We start from the raw sequence: 26,822 nt of genomic DNA, 5'->3' as shown, positions 1-26,822 counted from the left end.
TAACCACTAAATCATACCATAGCTGAAAATACCGTGTCAATGCGATTATTTCGAGTTAATCAAGCTCTAACAAAAGCTTATGAAACGGCAAACCATCCTTCTTTCTCTGAAGCTCGATCAAACCAAATTTCGTAAAGCCTCCTACCACCATTCTCGAGTCCGTTTTGGCGGCTTCTTTTAGAAGTTGTAACAGCTCATTCTTGTCACTTTCTACTATGGGGAGCGGATCGATCAGGATCGTACCAGAGATATTCCTTAATCTAATTTGTTCCAAGATCTTAAGGATAGCAGCTTCGTTTACACTTTTATGCGTTTCTTCAATAGATTGAAAAGCCGCTCCCCCGCTGTCGATGTCGATTGCAGTAAGGGCGCTAGTCGACTCGATATGAACGAACGCTTTTCCTACCTTCACGGTTGATCGTGAAAGTTCAGCTACCGTTTCCTTCAGTAGTCTTATGTTAGTGTGACTTTCATCAACCTCAATAAGACTTGGATTGAACCCAAGTTGTTTGAACTCGTCAGCAGCGTTTGATGAATTCGTCACCACTCGATCTATCCGATCGAGCGGGTATAGCTTTTCAAGTCTGTCATTCGATTTCACAATTCTTGCTGGCGGATTCCTACTAGATGCTTTCTCTAAAATTGTTTTCCATTCATTCCTTTTATATGTAAGCTCTTCGACCAATTGATCAGCACTCAACTCTTTTGCTTTCGTACGGAAGATGACGCCTTCCTCACCAACGCAATGGTCTGTTGCGATCGATAACAATTCATCTCTATCTTTGATAGACTTTGCCACAGCAGAGTAGCCTGCATAAGGCATATAAACCAATGTATCACTCGCTAAATGAATGAGCTCGGTGACGAGAGGACCTTTCCGATCATACCCTTCATGCTTTACTTGAACTAAAAGAGCCTGTCCGACTTCTAAAAAATCAGAAACAGCCGGAGGTGTCTCGCCGACTGTCTTGTTCCTCTGCGCTTTTATCGTTTCACTTCCGTTCAATAAGCCTGGCTTTCCTCCTCCAAGCGAAACAAAAGCTGCGTTCTTTCCCTTTACCACATTATTGACGACACCAAGAATAATATCGCCCTGCGATGGTTTGAAACGATTATGCTTCTCAATCCATAGGTCGATGAAGTCGCCTTCCTTTTGAATAGCGACTACTCTCGAATCGTCTTTCTCAAGAACAAGTAACTGCATTCCTTTTTACACCCTTTGATCGTTTTCTTTAGTTTATCTGAAAAGTGTACCGACTGCACATCTTAGCTGATTTTTTTGGAAATAGGCTTCTAGCAGCATTTTTTCATCTGCACACACATCGAGTTCTTTTATTGTGATCGTGTACCGTCTCCCTCTGTATAGCTTCGAGAGAACTTCACTCAATCTCATATTCGGCATCACAGAAAGCGTTGCTTCTTTTCCCTCATACACCCTAGTATACCGATCGAGTAAAAACCGGAAATAAATATAAGGGTGGTGCTTCCACTCTTTTATATGTGCAGCGACTAAAAAGCTCATCACGATCCACAAACTCAGCTGTTCAGGAAACCAGAGACTTGTAATAAGGATAAGAACGAGTAAAAACAGTGCAGATGAGTAGATCATCGATCGATGAGCAACCTTAAACGGATAGAGGATCGTGTAAAGTAAAAACAATAATTTTCCACCGTCCAGCGGCCATATAGGCAGCAAGTTAAATAATAAAACGATCATATTGTGAAACAAAAAAAGGTCGAACAGAGATTCGGTGATCATTCCAGCCTCAAAGATGAGAAATCCTGCACCAATCATCCATACATGCTGCAATGGTCCTGCAAGGATCACGAGAAACTCTTCATAGATGGGTCGATTACCGTGCTCATCTACAACAGCTACACCACCGAACGGGAGGAGGACAATCTTGTTTATTCGCCAACGAAAATAATTCGCAGTCACTGCATGACCCATTTCGTGTATGAATACGATGCTAAAGAGTAAAATGACCTCCCTGAATCTGCCCGTTATGATCGCTAATCCTATTGTGACCCAAAACAACGGATGAATAGTCAGCTTTCGAAGCATTATTCGATTGGGACAACTTGAAGAGGGTCAACGAAAGCCTCGTTCTGTTTTATTGCAAAATAGAACGTACCTGTTTTACCATCTTCCGAGTTCGTCACATTTCCTAATTTATCTTTTGTTTTCACAAAATCATATAATGAGACATCGACTGACTCTAACATGCCATACCAAGATTCACTTCCGTCAGCATGTTGGATGACAACCGTATTGCCGATTCCTTCTTTTTCACCAGCATAGGTGATCACACCCGCATTGATGGCTTCTACTTCTGTACTTAAGACCGTTTCTACCATGATGCCTTTACCAGTGGACTGGAAATCTTCAAGAACCTTCCCATTTGCAGGTAATGCAAAAACAGGTGTTTCGCCCGCCGTCGTCGTATCCTTCCCGTCTGGGATCAAAGCAACAGGATTACCGAACTTCCCTTCATACCAATCTCTCACCATTGCAAACTGAAATTCAGTCTCCATCATATTCGTTACATATCCCTTAACTGGTAGAAGCTTTTCACTTTCGGATTTAAATAATATGCCTGCACCTAAAAACAAACAAGCAGAAATCATAGCTCGTATGAGAAACGCCTGCTTATTAAATAACGGATGAAAGGTCACCTCTGTTTGATGGAAATGCGGTTGCTCCCCATTTCTTTCGCTATGCGATGTCGACCTCACCGGATGACGATGTTTCTTCCTTGCATTTAGTCGCTTTCTGACCTCATTTATATCCCTTCCCATCGCTCACCCCTCCCTCCTAGCCGTAGTATTCAGTCTATGACTTGTCCGGAGGGGTTATGTCATTGGATTTATACAGAAGAGAGGTAAGACACCAACAAAAAAACCGGCACGATGGCCGGTTTCTTATGAACGCATTCCGAAGAATTTCTTTACTTTTGTAAGCACACCTTTCTCTTCTTGAAGAGAAAGAAGGGGCACAGATTCACCAAGAATTCTTCGAGCGATATTACGATATGCGATAGAAGCTTTCGAACTTGGGTCGAGTGCGATGGGCTCACCTTTGTTGGAGGCACGGATAACGGTATCATCATCACCGACAATTCCTAAAAGATCGATTGCGAGGATCGAAACGATCTCATCCACATCGAGCATCTCACCACTCTGCATCATATGGTTTCGAATGCGGTTAACAACAAGCTTTGGTGCCTCGATGCCTTCCTCTTTCTCAAGAAGGCCGATAATACGGTCAGCATCGCGAACCGCAGATGTTTCCGGTGTTGTTACTACAACAGACTTATCTGCTCCAGCAATCGCATTTTGAAATCCTTGTTCGATTCCCGCAGGACAATCGATAAGAACGTAATCGTAATCTTGCTTCAACTCTTCGATGATCTTCTTCATTTCCTTCGGCTGCACGGCCGACTTATCCTTCGTCTGAGCGGCAGGCAGCATATACAGCGCTTCAAAACGCTTGTCTTTGATCAAAGCTTGGTGAAGTCGGCATCTGCCTTCAGCGACGTCGACGAGATCATAGATAATTCTATTTTCAAGCCCCATCACTACATCTAAATTTCGAAGGCCGATATCCGTATCAACTAGACATACCTTTTTGCCCATTAGTGCAAGAGCTGTTCCGATGTTTGCTGTAGTCGTGGTTTTCCCCACGCCTCCTTTTCCGGAAGTGATTACTATAGCGTCTCCCACACAACATTCCCCTTTCTGTCTACAACCTTGTCAAATTCGGTCTAATTTTAGTTAGTATTTGAACGCGATCTACGCTTATTTCCGTACCCTCTTTAATGTATGCGCATTCTGCTTCTGCATCTGTAATGCCTGATTGATCAGGTGGTCTGCTAATTAAATCTGCTATTCTTAGTTGGGAAGGTTTTAATAAAGACGCCGTGATAACTGCATCCGTATTACCGTATGCTCCAGCATGAGCGATTCCTCGAAGTGTTCCCATCACGAAGATATTCCCCCCAGCCATCACAGTACCGCCCGGATTAACATCTCCTATTAAAAGTAAATCTCCTTCTACTTCTAAAATTTGACCCGAACGTACAGTTCTTGCGACGGACTTAACAGTCGTCCGCTTCCTTTCTTCTTCCGCCTCATCACGAGAAATAACATTGGAATCGATTCGATCAACTTCAAGATTTTGTTTGGATTGAATAAGATCTCGTAGCGTTTCTTCCTGTTCAGCCGTCAAGTATCGATTTCCTACTTTGATGGTAACAGTAATCGTATGTCCTTCCGTTTGTTGTATATGACGAGCGGAAAGTTTGTCATCAAGATCATTTATGACATCACGAAAGGCGCAAGAATCATCTAATATTAAATTCAAGCCATCTTTCGTACCTTTTATCGTGACATAATGCTGTGATTGTTTTTGTGCCATAGCCAATTTCATTCACCTCAACATAGAATATTTCAACGTAGCTAGAGGAAAATCCTCTTTTCGGCCTAATTTTCTTGTCTACGGCTTTCCGACAATTCTTCCAGCAAACGCTTCACAGGAAAGTAAACAATGAGCATAAAAATACCATTCAAGATCAAAGAGGGCAAATAACGGTCATGGATGAAAGAGTTAAATGAAAGGTTCGTAATGTTAATCAACGAAAACAGCTCATAAACATAGAACTCCAACATAGTAAAGCCAAGTAAAACAAGTACAAGCGAAATAAACCAATTTAAATGGAACACCTTCGCAAGATATCCAATTATGTATGCACTGACTGCGATTCCAAAAATATACACACCGACAAGATCAGTGTATATCAAATCATGTAGTAACCCGAAGATCACCCCAAAGATTACTCCGAACATAGGAGATAAATACATACCTACCAAAAGCACAACAACTGCTACAAATCTCGGTATCAGCTGAAACTCTAAATCATACTGCTCTGGTGCAAAGACTTGAAATACGGTTCCCTCGATGAGGAAAAGAACGAAGAGCGTTCCAGATAGAAGAAGCTGCTTCATTCTTCATCACCTTCTTCAGATGAAGGCGTAACCGTTTGTGCTCCTCTGTCGATGACCATCACGTTGTTGATATCGTACAAATCAGCTGCAGGTTTAACGTAAGCAGTTTGAGTTGTTCCTACGTTATCCGTTTCTACATCCATGATCTCACCGATCACGATTCCTCTTGGGAAGATCCCACCATTTCCTGCAGTGATCACCGTTTGGCCCTTTTTCACTTTTGTATCGACCGGAATCTTAGCAAAGATCAACATGTCTTTTTCGGAGTCATACCCTTCGATCGTACCAAATACATTCTTATCTTCCTGCGTCATCGCAGCGATTCGGTTTGTTCGGTCGACATCACTTACAAGTTGAACAGTGGAAGAAAACGGCTGAACGTTTTTGATCTTGCCGATCAAGCCCTTTGGTGTCGTCACAGCCATATTCGCTTCTACACCATCTTGCTTACCCTTATCGATCGTCAATAAATCATTCCACCGATCTGGTGAACGCGCGATCATGTTCGCATGGAATGTCTGATAGTTAGATATCCCTGTTGAGGGATCGATATTCAACTCATTTTTGAGCTCAGCATTTTCCTGCTTTACTTCTTTCAGCTCTTCAGAAAGTGCAACAAATTCATTCAATCTAGATTTCAAGAGTTTGTTTTCTTCATACATATCTTTCATTTCTCCAACACTCTCAAATAAACCCGCTACTGAATTAGCGGGTTTATAGAAGACGGATTGAAGCCAACCAACTGAATCTTTGAAGAATTGTTCTGGTATCGTCAAAGCATCTCTTTCTTTCATTGAGGTACCGATAAGTGCCACAAGAACGATAATACTGACAAGTAGAACAATTAGTCTTTTATTCGAAAAAAATTGCGGCATGCCTTACAACACCTTCTAACTACTTCTGTTTTGATGATCGGGACGTAATCCCAGCTCTTGATTTGAACAGATGAATATTTTCAAGTGCACGACCCGTTCCAATCGCTACACACTCTAGTGGGTTTTCAGCTACGATGACTGGCATCTTCGTTTCATCACTGATCACCTGATCAAGGTTTCGAAGCAATGCGCCTCCACCTGTTAGAACGATGCCACGATCCATAATGTCAGCTGCAAGCTCTGGCGGTGTTTTTTCAAGGGTTACTTTTACAGCTTCGATAATGCTGTTGACCGTATCGTTAAGTGCTCCAGACACCTCTTCTGCTGAAACGCTGATCGTTTTAGGTAAACCTGTCACAAGGTCACGTCCACGGATATCCATCGCTTCGATTCCCTCTGTTGAACCAGCAGATCCGATTTCAAGTTTCAATTGCTCTGCAGTTCTCTCACCGATCATAAGGTTATACGTCTTTTTGATGTATTGAATGATGGACTCGTCCATCTCATCTCCAGCGATGCGGATCGATTCGCTCGTAACGATTCCACCAAGAGAAATAATCGCAACTTCTGTTGTTCCTCCACCAATATCTACGACCATGCTTCCTGTAGGTTCCCACACAGGAAGATCAGCACCGATCGCGGCTGCGAATGGTTCTTCGATCGTGTACGGCTCGCGTGCTCCCGCTTGACGAGTCGCATCTTCAACTGCACGTTTTTCAACCGCAGTGATTCCAGAAGGTACGCATACCATCACATTCGGTTTACGTGCAAACACAGAACGATTCTTCTGAGCTTGTTTAATAAAATATTTAAGCATCGTCGCTGTTGTTTCGAAATCTGCGATAACGCCATCCTTCATCGGTCTTAGGGCTACGATATTTCCAGGCGTACGTCCGATCATATTCTTTGCATCATTACCGACAGCTTCGATTGAACCTGTATCCGTACGAAGCGCTACTACAGACGGCTCACGTACAACTACTCCCTTGCCTTTCACATAAGCCAGCGTATTCGCTGTACCTAAATCTATACCCATATCTCTTGAAAATCCACCAAACATTTATGTTAAATCTCCCTTCAGTTCAAGCAAAACTCATAAATATGATTATACTGCATCAGTATTGAAAACGGTAGTGGGAAAACGTGTCATAATGAGATGTTTTACACATACCCTTTTTCTTTTAAACTAATAAACTTTTGATCCCCAATAATAATATGATCGAGCACATCGATGCCGATCATCTTTCCACATTCAGCTAGCCTTTTCGTGACTTCGATATCTTCACGACTAGGTGTCGGATCACCGCTCGGATGATTGTGAAAACAGATGAGCGATGCAGCTGATCGACGAAACGCTTCTCTAAACACTTCCCTCGGATGAACGATCGAAGCATTCAAGCTGCCAACGAAGACTGTTTTTCTATGTAAAACTTGGTTCTTCGTATTTAAATAAATGCAAACAAAATGCTCCTGTGATAAGAATCGCATATCTTCCATCACGTAGTTCGCACCATCTTCAGGTGAGCGCACTGTGTAGCGTTCCTCTTGCTGTAGACGACTTACACGCCTTCCAAGTTCGATTGCAGCCATAAGTTGAACTGCTTTTGCTGGTCCTACACCGTTTAAAGAAGTCAATTCCTCAATGCTCGCATCCTTCAAAAGGCGCAACCCCTCGAAATGTTGAATGATGCGATGAGATAATTCAAGGACGGACTCCTGCTTCGTTCCTGTTCTAAGAACAATAGCAAGGAGTTCCTGATTTGATAATACCTCTGAACCACCCTTGATCAGACGCTCTCTCGGGCGTTCGTCTTCTGGGTAGTCACGAATTAATAGTGGTGTTTTTAACAACACGCTTCCTCCCTGGATTCATCTATCTGTCTGACTTATGCTGAATCTCTGGAACAATTCCAAAAGCCGCGAGTTCACGCAGCGTTCTAGAAATAGGAAGCCCAACCACGCTATAGTAGTCTCCTTGAATGCATTTAACAAAGGCGGCACCGAAGCCCTGAATCCCATAAGCTCCCGCTTTATCGTAAGGCTCGTCTGTATCAAGATACTGAGAGATCTCACTATCAGTTAATTCCCAGAATGTAACGTCAGTCGCAACAGAAAAGCTGGAATGCTGACCTTCTGATAAGATTGATACACCTGAATAAACCGTGTGTGTACGGCCTGAAAGAGCCGTAAGCATCTGCCTCGCATGCTCGCGGTTATCCGGCTTTACTAACACGTCACCATCTAGCGTGACGACTGTATCAGATCCTAATACCACTGCATCCTGGGTTCTGTTAAACACTTCACTCGCTTTACCATAAGCAAGTTGTTCTACGAGTTCAGCCGGTGTAACAGAAAGTGAGATGTGCTCTTCAAAACGACTTACGATTATATCAAAAGTGAGGTTCATTTGCTCAAGAAGTTCTTTTCTTCGCGGAGAGCCTGAGGCTAAAACGAGGTGCTTCATATATACCACCCTTTTTTGTAAATGATTCACAAGTGGGAAAAGGGCTTGATAACAGCTTATCAAATCCCTTTTCTTTCCACAATTTAAAATTTGACGTTCCTTTACAATTTTCGTGTGTTTCCGTCATTGTATGTGCATAAGAAAGCATTTTATTTCCAATATCGTTAACTTTATATGACTAGCTACCCCTTTATCCTACATTTAAATCCTTTACTCCGCAAACACGTGCTTATTTAAGGCTATCAACCAATTCCTGATAAGACACAAGTGCATCTAGTAAATGCTGTTGGGCTAACCAAAGAGATGAGATCGTTTCATTAGAGGTGTACGCTTTCATCTCATTAAGAGCACCGTTCAATGAGGTGACTAGCTCCTCTCCTCCTCCTCCTTTTGTCCACCCGTCTATGTCTGGGGTCTTCTCACTCCATTCGGTTAACCTGCCTTCTGCGTTCTTTATCATCTCATCCGTTAACTCTTCATCAGTTAACCCATTTAGATCCATCGCCACCAACTGTTCAATAAATTCTTTTCCTTCTTTTAAATGAGAAGCACCTTCCTCTGATACATTTACGGCTTCCGCATTGATGTTCCATTCTTTTGCGTAAACGTCTTCCCCTTTATTCTCAAAATAACCAGCGAGAGCGTTCTGACCTTCCGTCGTTTGAGATACGCCGATCAGTAAATAATAGTTATCACTATTAATAATTGCTGCCGGAAACCCATTATCCTTAAGTCTCTGCTGGAATTCTAGCGCAGATTCTTCTGTACTGTAAACGCCTGACTGAACAACTTTAAGATTTAGTGACAGCTCTTCTGTATTTACATTTGCCGCTTTGGGAGGAACCTCTGTCGTACTCCCACTTACCGGTGCAGCATTCTCATTTCCTGAGAACACCATCAATAAGATGAACCCGAACATCACACCTAAAAATACCGCTGAGGCAACTGAAATCATGACATTCTTGTGTATGACCATTGGTTTTGAGACTATTCTTTGCTTCTTCTTTTTCCTTCGTAGTGGCAACATATGCTTTTGTTTTTTCCCGCTAGGTTTCTTCTTTTGAAGCTGAAGCTTCTTTAAGTCGACCACCTTCTTCGAATCTCTTCGCTCAGGAAGAATCCACTCAAATTCCTTCTCCTCAGCAGCTGCACTTTCTTCTTTATGCAGTTCAGGATTGCAATCCTTGTTCTCACCATTAAAACGAATCGAAATGGTTCTACCATCTTTCATATCGTTACCCCCTCATTAGCGGCTTGTACTATAGTCTATGAAATGGGGAGATTTGCTAGAACAGGACTTACTAGATTTGTTTCAAAGCATAAAAAAGAGCCGCCAGTTCGGCAGCTTCCTTTTATTCTGAAGCGGATTCTTGCTCATCTTCTTCCTCTTCAACCGTTTCATACAATGGATTATCTTTATCGGAAGGCTCTGGATAATCGATGGACGGCGTTTGTTCAGCAAGATCCGTTAATGTAGGGATGTAAAAAGTTGCAACATTCGCGATATAGGCAACATCTAAGTTCTCTTCATCTGCAGGAAGGATCGACTCAGATTTTCCAGAAAACGTTAATCCGCTAATAAGAGCCATACGAGGCAATTCTTCGATCGAGAGAAGAAACTTTCTTAAAGAAGGGTAGTTGTCAGAAGTCATCTCCATGCTAACGTCAACCGCTTGAATACCTTCTGGAAGAGCTACAGCTGGTTCCTCTGGAATATCATTTTCTTCTGTGCTTTCTTCAGCAGCTTCTTCTTCGCCTTCCTCCGAAAATTCTTCAGTGTTCAGTACATCATCAACGAAGTCCAATTGATGGATGCTGCTTTTCGATACAAGCTCAGCGCGATTCAAGTCGAGAATAAATTGATCGACCAACGGTTTAACGGGAACTTTACGCTGTAATAGCGTCGTGTCGAACGCATCGACCTTTTGTTCTTCTTTCTCCTGGAGAAGTTCTATAAGTTCCTCGTTCTGTTCAACCTGCCTTTCCAACCTATTCACTTCCTGCTTTTTAGGGGCAACACTATAGAAGTAAAACATTGTTACACCGAGAACAAGGATCAGTAGACCGACTAATGTTAAGAGATTACGTGTGCGATTATCCATCGGTCTCCTCCTCTTCCGCTCTTAGGTTTTCTTTGTTAATAACGATTTTATAATCCGTTACGTACCTCGGTAAAATTCTGCTGTCTTCTTCCGTTTCTTCGGTTAGCTGAGCCGTTTGCACGGTAAGAACACTAGCTGACGTAACATTCACAGATTCGTTCAAAGCATTTAGGTATTGAGAAACTTCCTTCATCTGATCGAATTGAACGGTGACTGTCACCGTTTCATCACCATCAAAAGCATATTCCATGAAAAATCCACGTTCAGGAAGTCTAGCTACTAGATCATCTAACAGTTTTACCGTAGAAAACTCAATCGAATCTAGCCAAGTAACATACTGTTGTAACGTATCCGCAGAGCTAACGATTTCAGAATCGTCCCCTTGCATGACAGATAAGAGCTCGTTCGAACGTTCAAGCTTTTGTTCCAGCTCAGCTTGCTCATTGTTCAATTGATTCGCGTTGACTAAAAAAATAATAAAGGTAATTAGTAATACCGTTGCAACAGAGATAGGAATATAAATGAAAGAAAAAGATCGTCTTGTTTTCTTAGGGAGTAAATTAATCTCGATCAGCATCACTGCACCCCTTCAAAGCAAGACCCATCGCGGTATAATACTTCATCGGCAACACGAGTCCATCTTCATCTTTGATTTCACTTTTCGTTTCGCTCTTAACTGGAATCGCTAACGTTTCTTCTAACCGTAAGTTAAGAAGATCGATTTCAGGAAAATCGCCTGATAAGAAAACCGATTGTATCGTTTTTCCACTCCGATTCATCGAATAGTAGTAGAAGTTGATGACCCGCTCGATCTCTGCAATGCTTTCTTCTATTTTCTCCTGTAAATCATCTCGTTCTCCAGACCATTTTAAGCTTTCAGATCTTCTTGAAGTCGAATGAACTTCCCACATCGAGTAAGGAGTATCCATTAAGATTTGTCGGATGAATGCAGGTTGATGATTATAGAAAACGCTAACGTTCATCGCCTGAATACCTGCATGGATAACGAGGGTAGGTTCATACTGATCGATGAGTCCATGGTGATAATAGAGTCGATATAGAGATAGAGCCGTCACGTCTGCAGCCTCTGGACGTAGGGATACTGATTCTAATAGAGTTGATATGTCAGTTACGATACTCTCCGGAGCGGCAAACAATAAAATCTCTTTATGTTCATCTGTTGTTCGTACGAGCTCATAATCAAAAACCGCTTCGCTAAATGGAAGTTTGATACTCGAACCCATTTCTAAGTAAAGATGGCCCTTTATTTCTTCATCTGAGACCGTAAGCGGAATCTTTTCATTTCGAAGCACCATATAGGTATCAGGAACGAGGAACTGTACTTTTTTCTTTTTTATCCCCCACTCTTCCACACATTCTATGAGGATATCTTTTAGCGTATCTCGTTCGATGATCTTCCCGTTTTTAATAATGTCTTCAGGTAAGAACTGTTCATGATATGTACGAAGTGACATGTCACCTTTATTGACCTCAACCATACGGATTACGTGATCATACAGGGCAAGGCTAATTTGTTTTGTTTGAGGCTTCAATCCCAAAAAGTTCATTTATCTTTCCCCCTGTCACTACAGAAAACTAATATACCAATCTATGATTTTTTCTGAGTAAAAATATGTGAGTAGAGCACCGAGCGCGATCGACGGACCGAACGGAATCGGCTGCTTTCGCTTCGCTTTACCCGTAGCGATAGCTCCAATTCCTAAAATCGTTCCAAATAAGGTAGAGAAAAAGAAAACGATCAACAGGTCTTGATAACCAAAAACGAGTCCGAGTACGGCGAAAAGCTTAATGTCTCCGCCTCCCATCCCACCTTTACTCACGATGGCGATGAGGAGTAATAGACAGAAACCAAGCGCAGCGCCTACAAACGGACTGTACCATGGCGTCATCGGTACAAAAATTCGTGTCAGAATAAAGTAAGCGCCAAAGAAAAGTAGCACTTTATCTGGTATCAGCATGTATGTGAGATCCGAAACAAAGATGATGATTAAAAGTGAAATGAGTCCATATGAGATAAGCAACTCTTTTGACCATCCCACCAGGAGCGGTGCGATCGTAAAAAGACATGCCGTTGTGAGTTCAACACCGGCATATAGTGGAGAAACCTTAGCTGAACAGCCTCTGCATCTCCCTTTTTGTATAAGATAAGAAAAAAACGGTATTAACTCGATTGGTGTGAGCACGCGCTGACAAGATGGACATGACGAGCGAGGAGTAACGATCGAACGCTTCTCAGGTATCCTTAGTCCCACAACATTAAAAAATGACCCCAGTACAAGGCCAACTATGAATAAATAACTATGTAATACGACCCCCATACGTTCCATCCTCTATCGAAATAGTTTATTAATTGTTAATGAATCGGTTCTAATAAGGAGATAACCCTCCGAGGGAGGGTTATCTAATCAACTACTCTAAAGTTACAGAATCTCTATCTAATTCAGTCAACAAACCGGATAAATACTGACCATCTGCTCCTTCAAGAGTAATTGTATACGTGGTCTGTTGGTTCCCATCATCATCTACGCTTCTATCAACTACGACTTGTGAAGTCCCAGCGTCATATGCTCCCAAGTTACCCGGAGACTCTGGTATTGCTTCTAAATAACCCATGTTTATAAGCTCAGTCATTGTAAAATCTTTATCTCCAGTTCCATCTTGTGCAATAGCCATTCGAGCCGCACTTGCCATCTGTTCTGCGTTTGCTAAATGAGCATCACGCTTTGAGTTATCGATTAATGAACCTATCGCCGGTATCGCAATTGCAGCAATAATACCAAGAATAACGATAACAACTAAAAGCTCGATCAACGTTAAACCTTTTTCATTTTTTAAAAAGCGTTTTAACATCCAATTTCCCCCTAAAAATTATAATAATTATGTATAAGAACAATGATGTCTAAAACTAGTAAACTTCTTCTACCCCACATTGTTGTAGATCTCAAACATCGGAACGATGATAGACAGTACGATCACACCTACGATCGCTGCTAGAAACACAATCATCAGAGGTTCGATCAATGCTTTCAACCGATCTGTCGCGTTTTCTACCTCATCTTCATAAAAGTCTGCTACTTTGGCAAGCATCGCGTCTAGTGAACCTGATTCTTCTCCGATCGCAATCATTTGCGTTACGAGAGGCGGGAAGATCCAGTGCTGCTTGAACGGCTCTGTTAAGCGCTTCCCTTGTTCAAGCGATGTTCTAGATTCACGCAATACTCTGACCACCACCTCATTCCCTACAACTTTTTCCACAATCGAAATCGACTGCAGAATGGGGACCGAGCTCGAGAATAGGGAGCTTAATGTTCGCGTCATCTGCGCCATCGTCGCTTTCTGTAAAATCTTCCCGAATATCGGTGTTTTAAGTATAGCATAATCAAAATAATACTTACTAGATGGTTTATTACGAATTATAGAAATAAATCCTAATATTAACAATAGAACCATAATTATCATCCACCAGAAAACTTTTACAAACTCACTCGCACTTAACACAAATTTAGTAATACCCGGAAGTTCCCCACCTAATTGCTGCAGCATGTCAGCAAAAGTTGGTACAACAAATGCTAATAGATAAATAACCACACCTATTGCAAGGAATCCAACTATGACGGGATATGTCATTGCAGAAAGGACTTTTTGCCTTGTTTTATGTTGCTTCTCATAATACACCGCAAGACGGTCAAGCACGTTATCCAGACTTCCACTTACTTCTCCTGCGTAGATCATGTTAATAAACATCGGCGGAAAAACCTTTTTATGCTTAGCAGCAGATTGAGAGAATGGGTTTCCTCCCCTGAGCTCAATCTCTACGTCTTGAAGCGCGTGCTTCAACGCTTTACTCTCCGTTTGCTGAGCTAGTATGCCTGTTGAGTCTACGATTGAAACCCCTGCTCGTAGTAAGGTTGCGAACTGACGCAGGTATACGACAAAATCCCTAAGCTTTACAGGATTGCCTATCGTGATGTCTTTCGCTAGAAGTGACGGCTCAACTTCTTGAATCTCCATCACCGCAATACCTTTGTCTTTTAGCTGCAGGATCACGTCTCGCTTCGATGCTCCTGTTAAATTGCCTTTCTTTACTCTGCCGTTCATATTTTTACCAACATATTGAAATTGGCTCATAGCCATTATTCCCCCTGTAAATAAGGATCAGCAGCTTCTTTTGATATCACACCGTTTTTGATCAGGGTTCTGATCGAACTTGATAACTCTACCATTCCTGTCGATTTGCTAGTTTGTAATACATTCGGAATTTGATAGACTTTGCTATCACGAATCAAGTTCGCGATCGCCGGATTGTTTACAAGAACTTCAAAAGCAGGCCTTCGTGACTTTTTATCAACTGTCGGAAACAACCGTTGAGAAATGATCCCCACGAGCACGGAAGCGAGCTGAATTCGAATCTGCGGCTGCTGGCTAGGAGGAAAGACGTCGATGATTCGATCCACCGTTGCGCCAGCGTTACTTGTATGTAGCGTACCAAACACAAGGTGACCCGTTTCTGCCGCTGTTACTGCTGTTTGGATCGTTTCAAGATCGCGAAGCTCTCCTACAAGAACAACGTCAGGGTCCTGACGGAGCGCTGCCCGTAGGCCGCTTGCAAAGCTTTTAACATCAGCCCCGATCTCCCGTTGATCAATGACACAGTTGCGATGCTTATGAAGGTATTCAATCGGATCTTCCAGAGTGATGACATGCTTTTGAACAGTGTGATTCAAGAAGTTAATCGCTGAAGCAAGGGTCGTTGACTTCCCTGACCCTGTAGGTCCAGTTACTAAGATTAACCCTTGAGGTTTCAGTGAGAGCTTCTTAATAATTTCTGGAGCATGGATGCTCTCTAGAGAAGGAATGACAGACGGAACGACACGAATGGCGAGACTGATGCTTGTCCTTTGATGGAAAGCATTGATCCTGAACCTTGAAACGCCTTTTAAACTATACGAAAAATCTAAATCACCATTTTCTTTAAACGTTGCCCATTGTTCTTTTGGTATCAATAGCCTCGCCATTTCTTCAGTTGTGCTTGGCTCAAGCGGTTCACTTCCATAACGCTTCAAATCACCATGAATCCTTAGGATAGGAGGAACTCCGATCGTTAAGTGGACATCGGAGGCCCCTAGCTTACATGCAGCTCGTAATAGCTTATCCATTTGCTCTTTCATACCATCACCTACTCTTTAAAAGCAACGCGTAGTATTTCTTCAGTTGTTGTTAACCCTTGCTTCACTTTTAATAATCCATCATCGATCAGAAATATTGTTCCTTTTTTAATCGCATATTGACGAATACTGCTCATGTCTTCATTGTTCATGATTTTCTTACGAATAACATCATCCATCACGAGCACCTCTTGAAGAGCGATCCTTCCTTTGTAGCCGGTCATATTGCAGTTTCCGCAGCCCTGTCCACGCGATATTTCTGAAATTGTGATACCTCTTTTTCTGAATATCTCTTTCTCTCGCTCAGTTGCTGCTTCCCGTTGAAGACAATCTTTACACACACGTCTAACGAGACGCTGTGAAACGATTCCAGAGAGAGAAGCAGCTACAAGGAACGGCTCGACACCCATATCGATCAATCTTGCAATCGTTGCGATCGAATCGTTCGTATGAAGCGTGCTCAATACGAGGTGACCAGTAAGCGATGCTCGAACAGAGATTTCAGCCGTTTCAGCATCTCTAATTTCCCCCACCATCACGATGTCAGGGTCTTGCCTCAAGATCGACCTCAACCCTTTAGCAAACGTCAGCCCAACGGCACCGTTCACTTGAACCTGATTAATTCCTTCTAACCGATATTCGACCGGATCTTCCACAGTGATGATGTTTGTCTCTTCCTGATTCAAATGGTTTAACGTTGCATATAATGTCGATGATTTACCTGAACCAGTAGGGCCTGTGATTAAGATAATGCCATTCGGTTGCTCGATCATCTTTCGAAACCGCTTTTCGTTAATCGGATGAAAATCTAGCTTCCCCAATTGATTTAACGTACTACTCATATCAAGAACACGTAGAACGATCTTTTCTCCATAAACGGTTGGCAATGTGGATACACGGAGGTCGATCGGTTTATGGTTGATGTTGATTTTGATACGACCGTCCTGTGGCACTCTTGATTCCGTAATGTTGAGGTTTGCAATAATCTTTACCCTGGCAGTAAGAACATTTTGCATATGCTTTGGAAGGCTTCTTTCGGTTCGGAGGTGACCATCCACTCGATAGCGAATGAGCAATTTTGTTTCCTGTGGATCAAAGTGAATATCACTTGCTCTATTTTGTACTGCGAACTGGATGATTTGATTTACTAGTCGCACGACTGGAGAATCTTCGTCAGTTATTTGATCTTCCTCTCGTTCAGCTCGAGGCAAGTCGCTTAACAATTCATCCATTGAGTCGTCGATCTCATAATATTTGCTTATCGCTCGGTTGATATCATCTTTTGTTGCGATCGTTCGCTCGATTAAAAAGCCTGTAGAAAGTCTAAGGTCGTCTACTGCAAAGAAATCCATTGGGTCAGTCATCGCCACATACAGTTTATCGTCTTCAATTTTAAGTGGGATAAGGTTATATTTCTTTACGATATCTTTTGGGACGATGTCGATCACATTTGTTTCGATCGGGTAATTGTATAAACTCACATGTGGGACGCCAAGTTGAAACTCGAGTACCTCGATGAGCTGCTGCTCTGTAAGGATTCCCTGTTCAATGAGTGCGTCACCTAGTTTCATACCTTTAGGCTTTTGAGAGAGAACCTCATCGATCTTCTCTCTCGTGATGAAGCGGGAATCAACAAGGAGATCACCTAGTCTTTTCTTTGTTTGTCTCATCAATCTCCCTCCCTCTTGTATTCTAATCCCTTCATTACTTCACCCTTTTCTTCATCCTCCTCTCCACTATTTTCTCCTGAACCATTGTTCTCTGATGCCCCTGAGCTGTTAACACTTCCACTATCATTTTCGCTATTTGGTTCACCACCGCTAGGTTCCTCGCCATTACTAGGCTCGCCGCTTCCATCCTGACTGCCGCTACCAGAAGGGTCAGTTCCTGAAGGCGTAGAAGGTTCAGGATATGCTCTGTTCTCAACTCGATGTACAGGAGGATAAAAATCTTCTAGTATCTTTTCCGATTTGATAACACGATCATCTTGATCAAGCGTTTCTCGATACGTTTTAATCAAAAGACCATTTTCTCCTTCTTCAACGATCGTTTTATTATTGCCACTTAAAGATGCAGAGTATTGAATGATCGTGTCAGGTGATAAAATGTCTTCTTCTACTTTTGGTCTAAACTGCAGTGGAAACGCTGGACCAGTTAATGTTGCGATCAGCGTATCTGTTTCCCAATCGAACCGAAGCGTGTAGCTTGTAGGATTAGGGTTATAAAAAACAAGATCTCGATTCGAAACATTCACAGCCGCATTCACGCCTGGTTCCCCGTAGGTCGGTATGTTGAGCGTCGTATGCCTTTCTAGCACTTCAAAATTCGTATGAAGGATAACTTCAAAAATTGCTGAAGCAAACAAGTTGAGACTATCAGTTGCTTTATCCGTCACACCTACATTCGCTAACACTTGTTGTACTGAAAAGTTTTCTTCAGGTTTTATCGTCACTGAACCAATTTCTTCTACAAGACTTGGAACAAGAATTAATTCAGATGTGCCTTTCACTTCACTTTTGAAAATTTCCTCTACTTCACTCGTTACTGAATAATAGTTCGATAGATCGATCGGAATGTCATCACTTTCAAGTGTAGCTGCATAGCCGATCAGCACTTCCGTCAGCAGCTCCATACTAAAATTCGCGGGATCTACTGCGAGCTCTTCCATTTTGGATTGCAGCAACTCTTGGTTGATCGAGACGTAAAGGGGTACATCACTAGATTCCGTTTGAGCAACCTCTTGTACGGTCTGATCGATTTGGAATTCCCAAATATCTCCTGTAAGTGGAACTGATTGGTCGTCATAGCGTAAAGAGAGTAATTGAGATGCTTTCCATTCCTCAGTCAATTCGGTCAATTTTGCGCTTGCTTCTTGAGGTTCTAGCCCTGACACTGACACACTACCGATCAATGCGTCCGGTGGCAACGTATCTTCACCTAATGCTGCGTCATACGTAAACGAGCCTAACAATGAAAAAGACGTAACAAATAGAGTTGAAAAGACTATTAGACCGGCAGTTTTCAGTAAACCCTTCTTCGTTTCAGAACTCATTTACTTCGCCCCTCTATCCTGATACATGCATCGACATTTCCACCACAACACCTACACCAGTTTCCTGCGCTTTTTCAATTTCCCCTCTCGTAAGAATGCTGCCTTCTTCAAACAAGAGTTCACCTGAAGGAGTATAGATATCTTTCAGCAACTTCTTACCTTCAAGAATTGCGATTTGCTTTTCTTTAAAGCCGTTGTCCTCTGCAGCAGGTAGCTCTTCCTTTTCCTTTGGAAGCTCTTCTTTAGGTTGCGTTGAATAATTCTCAGATGAGTACGTCTTCTTCCCGTCGAGAAGTTCTTCAGGCTCTGTCACGATATGACCGATTGCCTCTTCTGCAACGATCACAAGATCTTTTCCTAACGTAATCACATGCTCTGTTGATAAAAACTGTTCTGATTCATTTGAATCGAACTGGAGACTGACGATTCTCCCTGTATTGTCATCTATTAAATACTCGCTAACTTCTCCGTGGAACTGACCCTTCCTGTTGATGATCTTCGTTCCAATAATACTGATTTTTTTCTTAACCAGTTCGTTTGCGATCGGTATTTCAGACAGATCAAAGATCGACTTCTCTTCTTCGATCATAACTGCGTACTCTCCAACTCCAATGACTTTGCGGAATGGTACAGCTTTTACACTAACATCCCAGTCTGGGTGGTCAACTGTTAAGAAATCGATCGATTTATCAGCAGCATTTACAACGAGTGATTTAACATGCCCGATTTCCGAGCCACTTTCGATACTAATAATTGGGAGTCCTACGATTTGATTACTTTTCTTCATCCTTGATCACACACCTGTTTCATTTTTGTTTGTATAACGATTGTAAGTAATTTATTTCTTCAAGTAAGATTGGGTATTCACATCGTTGCTTCATATCGTCTAAAAGTTTATTTAGTTTCATCCATTCGTTTTCTTCAATAAGAAACTCTCGATATTCTGCTGCGACTGCAAAATAGATATCATCTGTTAAATGTGAACTTAGAAGCTGTTCCGTGACATCGATATAGCCCTCTATGTTTCCACTGTCCTTAAGAAATCTCGCTTGTTCTCGTAGTATTGTTACGATTTGCCCAGCAATTTCTTCCGAAGGATCTTCCGCATCTTCATCCACAGTATCTGCTTCTTCAAAACCATTTAACGAATCCTTGAATTCCAGAACGCTTTCTTCTTCAGCATGAGCATGTTCAATTGCTTCGTCTAATGGCTCTTCATCGCCTTCAAGCTCTTCAAAAGTCTCTGTTTTAATTATCCCTTCAAAGTCAACTTCTTGAGGGTTTTTCTCATCTTCAACTTCACCAACAACCTCTTCCTCTGAATCGAATTCGAAGAGATGCACACTATCTGAAACTTCAGAATAATGACCAGAAGCTTTCTGATCTGTTCCATCTTGCTGCCTTTCAGATGTAGCGTCATTCTCCTCATCGCCTAAGGCAGATTCGAGTCTAAGTGAGAAATCGATACCTTCAATCTCTTCAACTTCCTCGTCGTTTTCTACTTCTTCACTATCAATAAGTAACTGTGATTCATCATCTATGTTTTCCAATAATTCCTCTGCAGAGTGTGCCTCCTCCTCTGCAAAACCTTCTTCTGTTTCAAAGTCCTGCCATGCATCAGATTCTAGATCTTTGTCACGGTCCACTATATTAGACTGATCTAAGCTTTCTTCCTCTAGTAATTCAGTCTCTTCTAGTACGTGCTCTGAGTCAGCACCTTCAATGTCCTCAGGATCTTCAGATGTAGCAAAATCGATTTCTTCTAGAAAAAGGTCATCACTTTGTTCATCGACAACTTCTGACTCACTGTTTACTAGCTCCGTATCAGAATCTTTCTCTTCTACTACATCCAAGCGACTATAGTAGTCTTCTAATACTTCTTTATTTCCATCTGAAGAGATCAACAGATGATGCGCTTTCTTCCATAAGCCATACATGATGACCATCGCTACAAGAATAACTAGTAAGATCGCCATTGGAAGTGGATAAATCGATTTAAACACGAGTAGAAGTAGACTTAATAGCGAGCCCATTCCCGCAACAACAAAACGTTGCGCACGTGTGATTCCTAGTGGTGTAACCATCAAAAGTAGTAAAAGCAAGCCTCCCCCAACTAAAGCCAACAAATAATCCACTGGCTCACCTCCTAAAATAAAAATATTATCAAAATCTAACATTAAAAAGAAATTTATGTAGTTTATTGTATAATAGTATTAAAGAATTGGAAACATTACTCTGATTAATTAATCATTTCTTTTATTGGGGGTATTTGGAAATTGCTTAATAACGATAACGGATTTACGTTAATAGAAGTTTTGGTTTCTCTGACACTGTTAACGTCTGTCGTACTAGTAGCTTCGTCTTTTTTTAACCAATCAAACACCATATCCTCCTACAACAATCAAAAACTAGTAGCTGTAAATCTTGCACGAGCTACGCTCGAAAGAATTCAGCTATCACCCGACACATACATAACTGATGGGCTAACGGGTGGTCCTTACAATTATAAAAATTGTATAAACCGATCAAAACCATCGTGTGAAAACTATCAAGTTAAGATAAATAACCATGAATATACGATCAATGTTTCTGTTTCACAGGATAAAAATGAACAAGAAATAGATTTAATTGACGTCCGCGTCGATGTTACGTTGGCTAAGAAGCCAACGATCGAAACTTCAGTAGAAGGGTACGTTAAACATGCTGCGATATCTCCGTAATACGAAAGGACTAACTCTCCCAGAACTTCTCATCACACTCGTTCTTGTATCCATCGTCTCATTAGCAATTTATGCTTTTTTGTTTAATGGCCTTCATTCATATCAAAAGATCAGTGCCGAAGCAGCATTCCGTGATGAAGCTGATATCGTGATGACGTCATTCATCAATACGCTCTACCCAGTAAAAGAAAATGAAATTACATCGAGAACTTTCGACCCAGACAAAGAAACGTATATCCTTACGATCAACAAATCCACTACGATAGGTTTTAAGAATGGGAACGCCTTATTGAACGGAACTGCTTTAAACGCTTCATCGTTTGATCTAGCTGGGTCGTCTATTGAAGAAACATCTTCAGGTAATTTCCAAATCAGGATTACAATTAAAGATAAAACGACTGACCATGCTAAACCACTAACACTCATAAGCGAAATAGGTCTTATTACGGAGGGTACAGATGAACCTTAAACAATTGTTAGAAGAACGTGGGTCAAGCCTTGTCCTAGTATTACTCGTCACATTGATTTTCACTGTTCTCGGTTTATCTCTACTTAGCGCAACAGTTAACGGAACAAAACGGACTGAACTTCGGGAAGACGATGTACAGGCAACGTTCGTAGCAGAGAAAGGAGTCGACGAACTCGTTCAATCAATACAAGCTGATTTGAGAAAAGGGCTCGGGTCAAGTGGACTTCAGCAAGATGATTTTACAAGATTGATCGATCGAACGGTAAGAAATTATAAGGATCCAACTATCTTGAACCATGATACCGGGGAATCATCTGCAAAAATTACGAATGTATCAGCTACTTCTAATGTGCTAAGACGTCTAATCGAAGTCGAAAGTACAGGTACAGTAAACAACGAAGTGAAAACAGTCACGAAAACACTAGAAATTGGACCTGACTCATTCCCTGAAGTTTTAAAATATGCAATCGGAGCATACCAGCTTTGCCCGCGGGTTCAAGGCTGTGATGTTCAAGGAGAAGGGAATTTATTTCTACACGGTGCTGTAGACATAACTGGAGATTTACTCGTGGATGGTAATCTCATTACAACAGATCAGGGATACGCTCGCTATGGTAGTACCGATTACTGGATCGATACATTCCTCCCTATCAATAAGAGTGTGGCTGGGCCTTCAAAAAAAGCAAAGATGGTGTTAGGAGGAAGCATATATAAATTTACAAGTGAACCCAAATATAGTAATCATATTACAAACTTAAACTCTGATTTCTCTACAAATAATATTTATAAAACGGTTCAAGCAAATAGTGCTTTTTTAGGTAATGATTATCCTCTTATTGAACAAAGAGAACCAGTAAGAGATCCAATTGATATTAACGAAAGAGCAAGTGCATTTAAATATGATTTGACTGATAATTTGATAAATGGAGAAGTTATTACTCACAAAGCATATTCAGATTCAACGATTAGTAATCAAAATATGCCAAATAGTAATGTTTATCCTTTCTATTATTACTACTTCTGGAAGAGCTATTTTAACAATCTTTACCTTACTGGTAATAATTCTTTCAAACGTTTTAGCACTCATGGAAATCTATTTATATCTGGGAGTTCGTCTTCATTTAATTCTATTTCAATTAAAAATGGAGCTTACATTGGAAAAAATCTAACCATTGGAAACTACTCTTCAAATAATGGTAACAATAAGCACAAATTAAAAATCAGCGGTACTTATTTTGTGGAAGAAGACCTATCAATTGAAAATGCCGAAGTAGAATTTAACGCAATCATTTACGTCAAAGGTGATGTAAACATCCAATACTCTACATTGAAAGCATTGAAAGAAAATAGTAAAGATGGTTCACTCATCGTATTTGCTGAGGGAGATATTCATATTAGCAATAACTCTCTCTATGAAGATACACCTAGTAACATACGTGGGTTCTTCTACTCTGAAGGGGAATTCGAAATGTATGGTGTGGGTTCAAATGTTCACATCGATGGTGGCATATCAGCAAGGAGAATCGTTTTGAATGCGATAAAAGGGAGGTCACGCTTATCTAATCCAAACAACTCGCAATTTGTACGATATGGTAGTGGTTACTTCCAACTCCCAAGTTACCAACAAAACCAGCCTTCAAGACTTCAAATCTCATATAATCCAGATATCATTAAAACCTACTCAGACTTAAAGACGGAGGAACCGTATATCAAAGTTGTGAATGAACCAGTACCTATCGACCGTTCCAAAGATTGATAAGCAATTGAAAAGCCCGCAGCTTCAAATGAAGCTGCGGGCTTTTTCTATCCTACGACATAGCTTGCAACACGATTTCGTCCCTGTTGCTTCGCTCCCGTGTACATCGCACGGTCTGCGTTTCTAATTAGTGTTTGACCATCTTCTCCTTGATCTGGAGCTGTCGCGACGCCAATACTAGCAGTAATGTAGATGACCTGGCGATTCCCATTTTCCAAATCATTAAAAATTTCAAAAGGTTGATCGGCGATGACGAACCTTAATTCTTCAGCAATCTGAAAGCTTTGTTCGTGTGAAGCATGATCGAGAAGAATGATAAATTCTTCTCCTCCAAATCGAGCCACCGTCCCTCTATTCCCTATTTCTTCGACAAGTCGATTCGCAAGGCCACACAAAACTTCATTGCCACTGTGATGTCCAAACGTATCGTTTACTTTTTTGAAGTGATCGATATCTAAAAGGATGATGGAGAACGGACTATGATTTTTTTCATAGGCTAGATACCTCTCATCTAGCAACTCTTCAAAGAACCGATAGTTGTACAAATTCGTTAACGGACACGTTTCACTTTTTCGCTTCGTTTCCTCATAGTTCTTTGCATTATCGATGGCAACAGCTAAATAGTTCGCTAGAATTTGCAATACGAGAATATGCTGCTTTTCATAGGATCGTACTTTATTAGACGTGAGGGTAATGATGCCTACTACTTTTTTATTTCGCTTCATCGGTACTGAAATAATTGAGTTTGTTGAAAGAGGTATTACACCAGTCGTTAAACTCTTCCATTGAGATCGCTTGCTATACAAGCGACTTCTACCACTACGCCATACGATTGAGCTTATTCCTTCTTGAGGTGATCTATCCCCCGGGCCCTCTATGACCCCTACTCCACGTTCGTATGTCTTGATGAGAGAAAGTCTTCTTACATTTTCAGCATCCATAACATAGGCGTGATCGACTTCGAACATGTCAGTCGTTTTTTCAAGAAATAAGTTCAATATGTCATCCGTATTGAGTCGCTGTGTAATTTGCTGACCAATTTCACTTGTTTTATGAAGGAGGTCATTTACTTTTCGACTAGAGTAATACAACCTTAACATTAAAGAGATAAGGATGAATGGCACACCTACGAATAGAATGGCGATTGCACCAAGATATGTATGAAGCATATAAAGCAAGAAGCCAATTGGGAGCGTGACCGCAGTTGTGATCGCTTCCCAAACCATATCTTTTCCGAAAAAGGTCGTGTCTGCTTCTTTATACACAAACACTTTCAAGAAATGAAGCAAGATTTGATTAACGAAGATTAAAGAGAACGTATACGCTAATGCAGGTAGTACCTGAAACATCGCATTACCGGAAAATTCTCCCACAGTCCCACCAAGGGCATAGAACAAACCACCCGAAATAAGTGAGATCATCATAAACATGAGCATATTGACAGGGTAACGATGGCTTTCTTTTTTCGTTATTCGCAAATTAAGCAGAAAGACCAGGATAGAAAGTTGAGTTAAAATCATTTCTACGAATAGACCATATCTTAGAAATACGGTGAGCGATATGCCCTGAATAAAGAAGATGTCGATCCCTTTTACATTGATCGGCATCATGGAGACAACTGCAAGGAGTGCGAACAGCGCTAGAATATCTAACACGTTTCCTGATAAATCAGGGGGAAAGAAGGTATAGGTTGCAAAGATAAGTGTGGGCCAAAAGATTAACCAAGTGATCCACACTTTGACAGTCATACTTGCATTCAATTTCTTCCCCCTTCCATCTTCCGTCCTTTTGAAGAATAATTTTCCAATTTTGAAATTGTTTAAGTTTATAATAGCAAAAAATGAAGGAAAAGTCCTAGTATTTTGTATTTATTTCAAACTTTTTAGAAAACTTCTCACTTCTGAAATAAAATAAAGAGATCCTGTTATTAAGACGAGATCGTTTTTATCAGCTTTAGTCATGATAGACTGTACCGCTGAGGTCCAGTTCTCATCATACGATTTTCTCGTAAACGAACACCTTTCATATAGCTGCCTTGCACTTACCGCTCGAGGGAAGTCGAACGTCGTAAACGTAATATCCTTCACAATAGGATAGAGGGGTTCCAACATCGATTCGATATCTTTGTCACCCACTGCACTAAACACTACGTATATTGAACCACCTTGATACCGCGTTTTAATCGTTTCAGCCAAACTAGCTACCCCTTCTGGGTTATGTGCTCCGTCGATCACGACGTCTGGATCTTTAAGCATAAGCTCGAACCTTCCTGGCCATGCTGCTTTACTTAACCCTTGTTTGATCATCTCTTCTTCGATATGAAGGCCATAAAACACCCTTAAATATTCCATCGTCATCAGTGCGGCTGATGCATTCTTTACCTGATGGGATCCTTTCATCTCAATCTGGATATCTTCTAACGTTCGATATGGAGAATGAAATGTGAAGTGCTCTCCTTCATCTGTAGATGAAATCGCACTTACCTTAAACTCTTCGCCTAATTTATAGCTTTTGGAACTTTTCTTTTTCCCCGTTTCGACTAGTATCGATCGAACAAGCTCATTCTCAGCAGTAGTAATAAGAGGGACTCCTGGTTTGATGATTCCCGCTTTCTCAAACGTAATTTGTTCCAAGTCATCTCCAAGGATATGCATGTGATCGAATCCGACGTTCGTTATCACTGATACTAACGGGTGAATGACGTTTGTTGAATCTAAACGACCACCTAGTCCAACTTCCATCAACACGATATCAGGATATGAAACGCTACCAAAGTACACTAAACTAATAAGAGTAATTACTTCAAATTCTGTAGGAGAACCGAGTTTAGTGTTCGATGTTTCCTCTACAATCGGATATACACGATTACATACCTCTACCAAATCACGTTCTGGAATAGGTGTTCCGTTCAAAGCAATACGTTCTGTGAACGATTCGATGTAAGGTGAAGTAAACGTGCCTACTTCATACCCTGATTCCTGCAGGATATGCCTCATGTACGTAACCGTTGAGCCTTTACCATTGGTGCCTCCGACATGAACAAACTTCAATCTCCTTTCAGGATGACCTAACTGTTCAAGCATCCACTCCATTCGTTCGAGCCCAGGTTTGATTCCGTGATTTAATAAGCTATGAATCCAGCTCACAGCTTCATCATATGTAGTGAACATCCTTTCTCTCACCTTTCTTCAAAA

At 41.3% G+C, this 26,822-nt stretch carries 27 protein-coding genes; 3 read left to right on the top strand and 24 right to left on the bottom strand.

Going from position 1 to position 26,822, the window contains the following annotated elements; translation table 11 throughout:
* Positions 1–55: 55 nt before the first annotated feature.
* From ACXAEY_RS06590 to ACXAEY_RS06485, 22 genes are all read right to left on the bottom strand, one after another.
* Positions 56–1,204 carry a ribonuclease E/G gene (locus ACXAEY_RS06590; protein ID WP_474810935.1) on the bottom strand — a complete coding sequence of 383 codons (1,149 nt, stop codon included), beginning with the start codon at positions 1,202–1,204 and terminating at the stop codon, positions 56–58.
* A gap of 33 nt (positions 1,205–1,237) precedes the next feature.
* A complete protein-coding gene (locus ACXAEY_RS06585; RefSeq protein WP_474810933.1) occupies positions 1,238–2,065 on the bottom strand; it encodes a M50 family metallopeptidase in 828 nt (275 codons plus the stop codon).
* Positions 2,065–2,799, bottom strand: a complete 735-nt coding sequence (locus tag ACXAEY_RS06580) for a peptidoglycan DD-metalloendopeptidase family protein (RefSeq protein ID WP_474810931.1) — start codon at positions 2,797–2,799, stop codon at positions 2,065–2,067. Before ACXAEY_RS06580 ends, ACXAEY_RS06585 begins: the two co-directional genes overlap by 1 nt.
* A 123-nt stretch (positions 2,800–2,922) precedes the next feature.
* Positions 2,923–3,723, bottom strand: a complete 801-nt coding sequence (gene minD / locus ACXAEY_RS06575) for a septum site-determining protein MinD (RefSeq protein WP_270179447.1) — start codon at positions 3,721–3,723, stop codon at positions 2,923–2,925.
* A 19-nt stretch (positions 3,724–3,742) separates the two neighbouring features.
* Positions 3,743–4,417, bottom strand: a complete 675-nt coding sequence (gene minC / locus ACXAEY_RS06570; RefSeq protein ID WP_474814750.1) for a septum site-determining protein MinC — start codon at positions 4,415–4,417, stop codon at positions 3,743–3,745.
* 65 nt (positions 4,418–4,482) lie between these two features.
* A complete protein-coding gene (mreD, locus tag ACXAEY_RS06565; protein WP_474810929.1) occupies positions 4,483–5,004 on the bottom strand; it encodes a rod shape-determining protein MreD in 522 nt (173 codons plus the stop codon).
* Entirely contained in the window at positions 5,001–5,879 is an 879-nt protein-coding gene (gene mreC / locus ACXAEY_RS06560) for a rod shape-determining protein MreC (protein WP_270179449.1), read from the bottom strand. Before mreC ends, mreD begins: the two co-directional genes overlap by 4 nt.
* A 19-nt stretch (positions 5,880–5,898) precedes the next feature.
* Complete coding sequence (locus tag ACXAEY_RS06555) at positions 5,899–6,939, bottom strand: rod shape-determining protein (RefSeq protein WP_270179450.1); 1,041 nt, start codon at positions 6,937–6,939, stop codon at positions 5,899–5,901.
* Between the two features lie 101 nt (positions 6,940–7,040).
* Complete coding sequence (radC, locus tag ACXAEY_RS06550) at positions 7,041–7,730, bottom strand: RadC family protein (protein WP_474810926.1); 690 nt, start codon at positions 7,728–7,730, stop codon at positions 7,041–7,043.
* A 22-nt stretch (positions 7,731–7,752) separates the two neighbouring features.
* Positions 7,753–8,343, bottom strand: coding sequence for a Maf family protein (locus tag ACXAEY_RS06545; RefSeq protein WP_474810924.1), 591 nt, complete (start codon positions 8,341–8,343; stop codon positions 7,753–7,755).
* Positions 8,344–8,572: 229 nt separating this feature from the next.
* Positions 8,573–9,574, bottom strand: a complete 1,002-nt coding sequence (locus tag ACXAEY_RS06540) for a hypothetical protein (RefSeq protein ID WP_474810923.1) — start codon at positions 9,572–9,574, stop codon at positions 8,573–8,575.
* Between the two features lie 121 nt (positions 9,575–9,695).
* Positions 9,696–10,445 (bottom strand): hypothetical protein, encoded by a 750-nt coding sequence (locus tag ACXAEY_RS06535; protein WP_474810922.1) that lies wholly within the window; start codon positions 10,443–10,445, stop codon positions 9,696–9,698.
* On the bottom strand, positions 10,438–11,022 hold the full coding sequence (locus tag ACXAEY_RS06530; protein WP_474810921.1) for a hypothetical protein: 585 nt from the start codon (positions 11,020–11,022) through the stop codon (positions 10,438–10,440). Before ACXAEY_RS06530 ends, ACXAEY_RS06535 begins: the two co-directional genes overlap by 8 nt.
* Positions 11,006–12,013: a type IV pilus biogenesis protein PilM gene (gene pilM, locus ACXAEY_RS06525; protein ID WP_474810920.1), complete on the bottom strand. Its 1,008-nt coding sequence runs from the start codon at positions 12,011–12,013 to the stop codon at positions 11,006–11,008. Before pilM ends, ACXAEY_RS06530 begins: the two co-directional genes overlap by 17 nt.
* Before the next feature lie 18 nt (positions 12,014–12,031).
* Positions 12,032–12,784 (bottom strand): prepilin peptidase, encoded by a 753-nt coding sequence (locus ACXAEY_RS06520; RefSeq protein ID WP_474810919.1) that lies wholly within the window; start codon positions 12,782–12,784, stop codon positions 12,032–12,034.
* Positions 12,785–12,875: 91 nt separating this feature from the next.
* Complete coding sequence (locus ACXAEY_RS06515; RefSeq protein WP_474810918.1) at positions 12,876–13,316, bottom strand: prepilin-type N-terminal cleavage/methylation domain-containing protein; 441 nt, start codon at positions 13,314–13,316, stop codon at positions 12,876–12,878.
* A gap of 69 nt (positions 13,317–13,385) precedes the next feature.
* Positions 13,386–14,594, bottom strand: a complete 1,209-nt coding sequence (locus ACXAEY_RS06510; RefSeq protein ID WP_474810917.1) for a type II secretion system F family protein — start codon at positions 14,592–14,594, stop codon at positions 13,386–13,388.
* Positions 14,595–14,599: 5 nt separating this feature from the next.
* The gene (locus tag ACXAEY_RS06505; RefSeq protein ID WP_474810916.1) at positions 14,600–15,634 is read right to left on the bottom strand and encodes a type IV pilus twitching motility protein PilT; all 1,035 of its coding nucleotides are present in this window, start codon (positions 15,632–15,634) and stop codon (positions 14,600–14,602) included.
* 8 nt (positions 15,635–15,642) lie between these two features.
* On the bottom strand, positions 15,643–17,301 hold the full coding sequence (locus ACXAEY_RS06500) for a GspE/PulE family protein (RefSeq protein WP_474810915.1): 1,659 nt from the start codon (positions 17,299–17,301) through the stop codon (positions 15,643–15,645).
* On the bottom strand, positions 17,301–18,683 hold the full coding sequence (locus tag ACXAEY_RS06495) for a VanW family protein (RefSeq protein ID WP_474810914.1): 1,383 nt from the start codon (positions 18,681–18,683) through the stop codon (positions 17,301–17,303). Before ACXAEY_RS06495 ends, ACXAEY_RS06500 begins: the two co-directional genes overlap by 1 nt.
* Positions 18,684–18,696: 13 nt before the next feature.
* A complete protein-coding gene (locus ACXAEY_RS06490) occupies positions 18,697–19,470 on the bottom strand; it encodes a PRC-barrel domain-containing protein (RefSeq protein WP_474810913.1) in 774 nt (257 codons plus the stop codon).
* A gap of 19 nt (positions 19,471–19,489) precedes the next feature.
* Entirely contained in the window at positions 19,490–20,818 is a 1,329-nt protein-coding gene (locus ACXAEY_RS06485) for a hypothetical protein (RefSeq protein WP_474810912.1), read from the bottom strand.
* A 141-nt stretch (positions 20,819–20,959) separates the two neighbouring features.
* Between ACXAEY_RS06485 and ACXAEY_RS06480 the strand changes: the two genes are divergently transcribed.
* From ACXAEY_RS06480 to ACXAEY_RS06470, 3 genes are read left to right on the top strand one after another with little or no spacing between them, the layout of a single operon-like run.
* A complete protein-coding gene (locus tag ACXAEY_RS06480) occupies positions 20,960–21,403 on the top strand; it encodes a type IV pilus modification PilV family protein (protein ID WP_474810911.1) in 444 nt (147 codons plus the stop codon).
* Entirely contained in the window at positions 21,384–21,872 is a 489-nt protein-coding gene (locus ACXAEY_RS06475) for a prepilin-type N-terminal cleavage/methylation domain-containing protein (RefSeq protein ID WP_474810910.1), read from the top strand. The genes ACXAEY_RS06480 and ACXAEY_RS06475 overlap by 20 nt, the downstream gene beginning before the upstream one ends.
* The gene (locus ACXAEY_RS06470) at positions 21,862–23,628 is read left to right on the top strand and encodes a DUF7305 domain-containing protein (protein WP_474810909.1); all 1,767 of its coding nucleotides are present in this window, start codon (positions 21,862–21,864) and stop codon (positions 23,626–23,628) included. The genes ACXAEY_RS06475 and ACXAEY_RS06470 overlap by 11 nt, the downstream gene beginning before the upstream one ends.
* Before the next feature lie 47 nt (positions 23,629–23,675).
* Here the strand turns inward: ACXAEY_RS06470 and ACXAEY_RS06465 are convergent, their stop codons facing one another.
* Complete coding sequence (locus ACXAEY_RS06465; protein ID WP_474810908.1) at positions 23,676–25,388, bottom strand: sensor domain-containing diguanylate cyclase; 1,713 nt, start codon at positions 25,386–25,388, stop codon at positions 23,676–23,678.
* Between the two features lie 108 nt (positions 25,389–25,496).
* Positions 25,497–26,798: a bifunctional folylpolyglutamate synthase/dihydrofolate synthase gene (locus tag ACXAEY_RS06460; RefSeq protein ID WP_474810907.1), complete on the bottom strand. Its 1,302-nt coding sequence runs from the start codon at positions 26,796–26,798 to the stop codon at positions 25,497–25,499.
* Between the last annotated feature and the right edge of the window lie 24 nt (positions 26,799–26,822).

The organism is Anaerobacillus sp. ABA4_114, from assembly GCF_056159065.1.
Note: the sequence above shows the minus strand (reverse complement) of the source record. Positions and strands in the feature narration are given on the sequence as shown.

Bases quoted from the DNA above. Each gene is read 5' to 3' on its own strand.
- mreC (WP_270179449.1), bottom strand. From the start codon at position 5,879: ATGCCGCAATTTTTTTCGAATAAAAGACTAATTGTTCTACTTGTCAGT.
- ACXAEY_RS06470 (WP_474810909.1), top strand. From the start codon at position 21,862: ATGAACCTTAAACAATTGTTAGAAGAACGTGGGTCAAGCCTTGTCCTA.
- ACXAEY_RS06505 (WP_474810916.1), bottom strand. From the start codon at position 15,634: ATGAAAGAGCAAATGGATAAGCTATTACGAGCTGCATGTAAGCTAGGG.
- ACXAEY_RS06510 (WP_474810917.1), bottom strand. From the start codon at position 14,594: ATGAGCCAATTTCAATATGTTGGTAAAAATATGAACGGCAGAGTAAAG.
- ACXAEY_RS06535 (WP_474810922.1), bottom strand. From the start codon at position 10,445: ATGGATAATCGCACACGTAATCTCTTAACATTAGTCGGTCTACTGATC.
- ACXAEY_RS06545 (WP_474810924.1), bottom strand. From the start codon at position 8,343: ATGAAGCACCTCGTTTTAGCCTCAGGCTCTCCGCGAAGAAAAGAACTT.
- ACXAEY_RS06460 (WP_474810907.1), bottom strand. From the start codon at position 26,798: ATGTTCACTACATATGATGAAGCTGTGAGCTGGATTCATAGCTTATTA.
- ACXAEY_RS06530 (WP_474810921.1), bottom strand. From the start codon at position 11,022: ATGCTGATCGAGATTAATTTACTCCCTAAGAAAACAAGACGATCTTTT.
- ACXAEY_RS06495 (WP_474810914.1), bottom strand. From the start codon at position 18,683: ATGAGTTCTGAAACGAAGAAGGGTTTACTGAAAACTGCCGGTCTAATA.
- ACXAEY_RS06580 (WP_474810931.1), bottom strand. From the start codon at position 2,799: ATGGGAAGGGATATAAATGAGGTCAGAAAGCGACTAAATGCAAGGAAG.
- ACXAEY_RS06475 (WP_474810910.1), top strand. From the start codon at position 21,384: ATGCTGCGATATCTCCGTAATACGAAAGGACTAACTCTCCCAGAACTT.
- pilM (WP_474810920.1), bottom strand. From the start codon at position 12,013: ATGAACTTTTTGGGATTGAAGCCTCAAACAAAACAAATTAGCCTTGCC.
- mreD (WP_474810929.1), bottom strand. From the start codon at position 5,004: ATGAAGCAGCTTCTTCTATCTGGAACGCTCTTCGTTCTTTTCCTCATC.
- ACXAEY_RS06490 (WP_474810913.1), bottom strand. From the start codon at position 19,470: ATGAAGAAAAGTAATCAAATCGTAGGACTCCCAATTATTAGTATCGAA.
- ACXAEY_RS06555 (WP_270179450.1), bottom strand. From the start codon at position 6,939: ATGTTTGGTGGATTTTCAAGAGATATGGGTATAGATTTAGGTACAGCG.
- minC (WP_474814750.1), bottom strand. From the start codon at position 4,417: ATGGCACAAAAACAATCACAGCATTATGTCACGATAAAAGGTACGAAA.
- ACXAEY_RS06590 (WP_474810935.1), bottom strand. From the start codon at position 1,204: ATGCAGTTACTTGTTCTTGAGAAAGACGATTCGAGAGTAGTCGCTATT.
- ACXAEY_RS06540 (WP_474810923.1), bottom strand. From the start codon at position 9,574: ATGAAAGATGGTAGAACCATTTCGATTCGTTTTAATGGTGAGAACAAG.
- ACXAEY_RS06515 (WP_474810918.1), bottom strand. From the start codon at position 13,316: ATGTTAAAACGCTTTTTAAAAAATGAAAAAGGTTTAACGTTGATCGAG.
- ACXAEY_RS06500 (WP_474810915.1), bottom strand. From the start codon at position 17,301: ATGAGACAAACAAAGAAAAGACTAGGTGATCTCCTTGTTGATTCCCGC.
- ACXAEY_RS06585 (WP_474810933.1), bottom strand. From the start codon at position 2,065: ATGCTTCGAAAGCTGACTATTCATCCGTTGTTTTGGGTCACAATAGGA.
- ACXAEY_RS06520 (WP_474810919.1), bottom strand. From the start codon at position 12,784: ATGGGGGTCGTATTACATAGTTATTTATTCATAGTTGGCCTTGTACTG.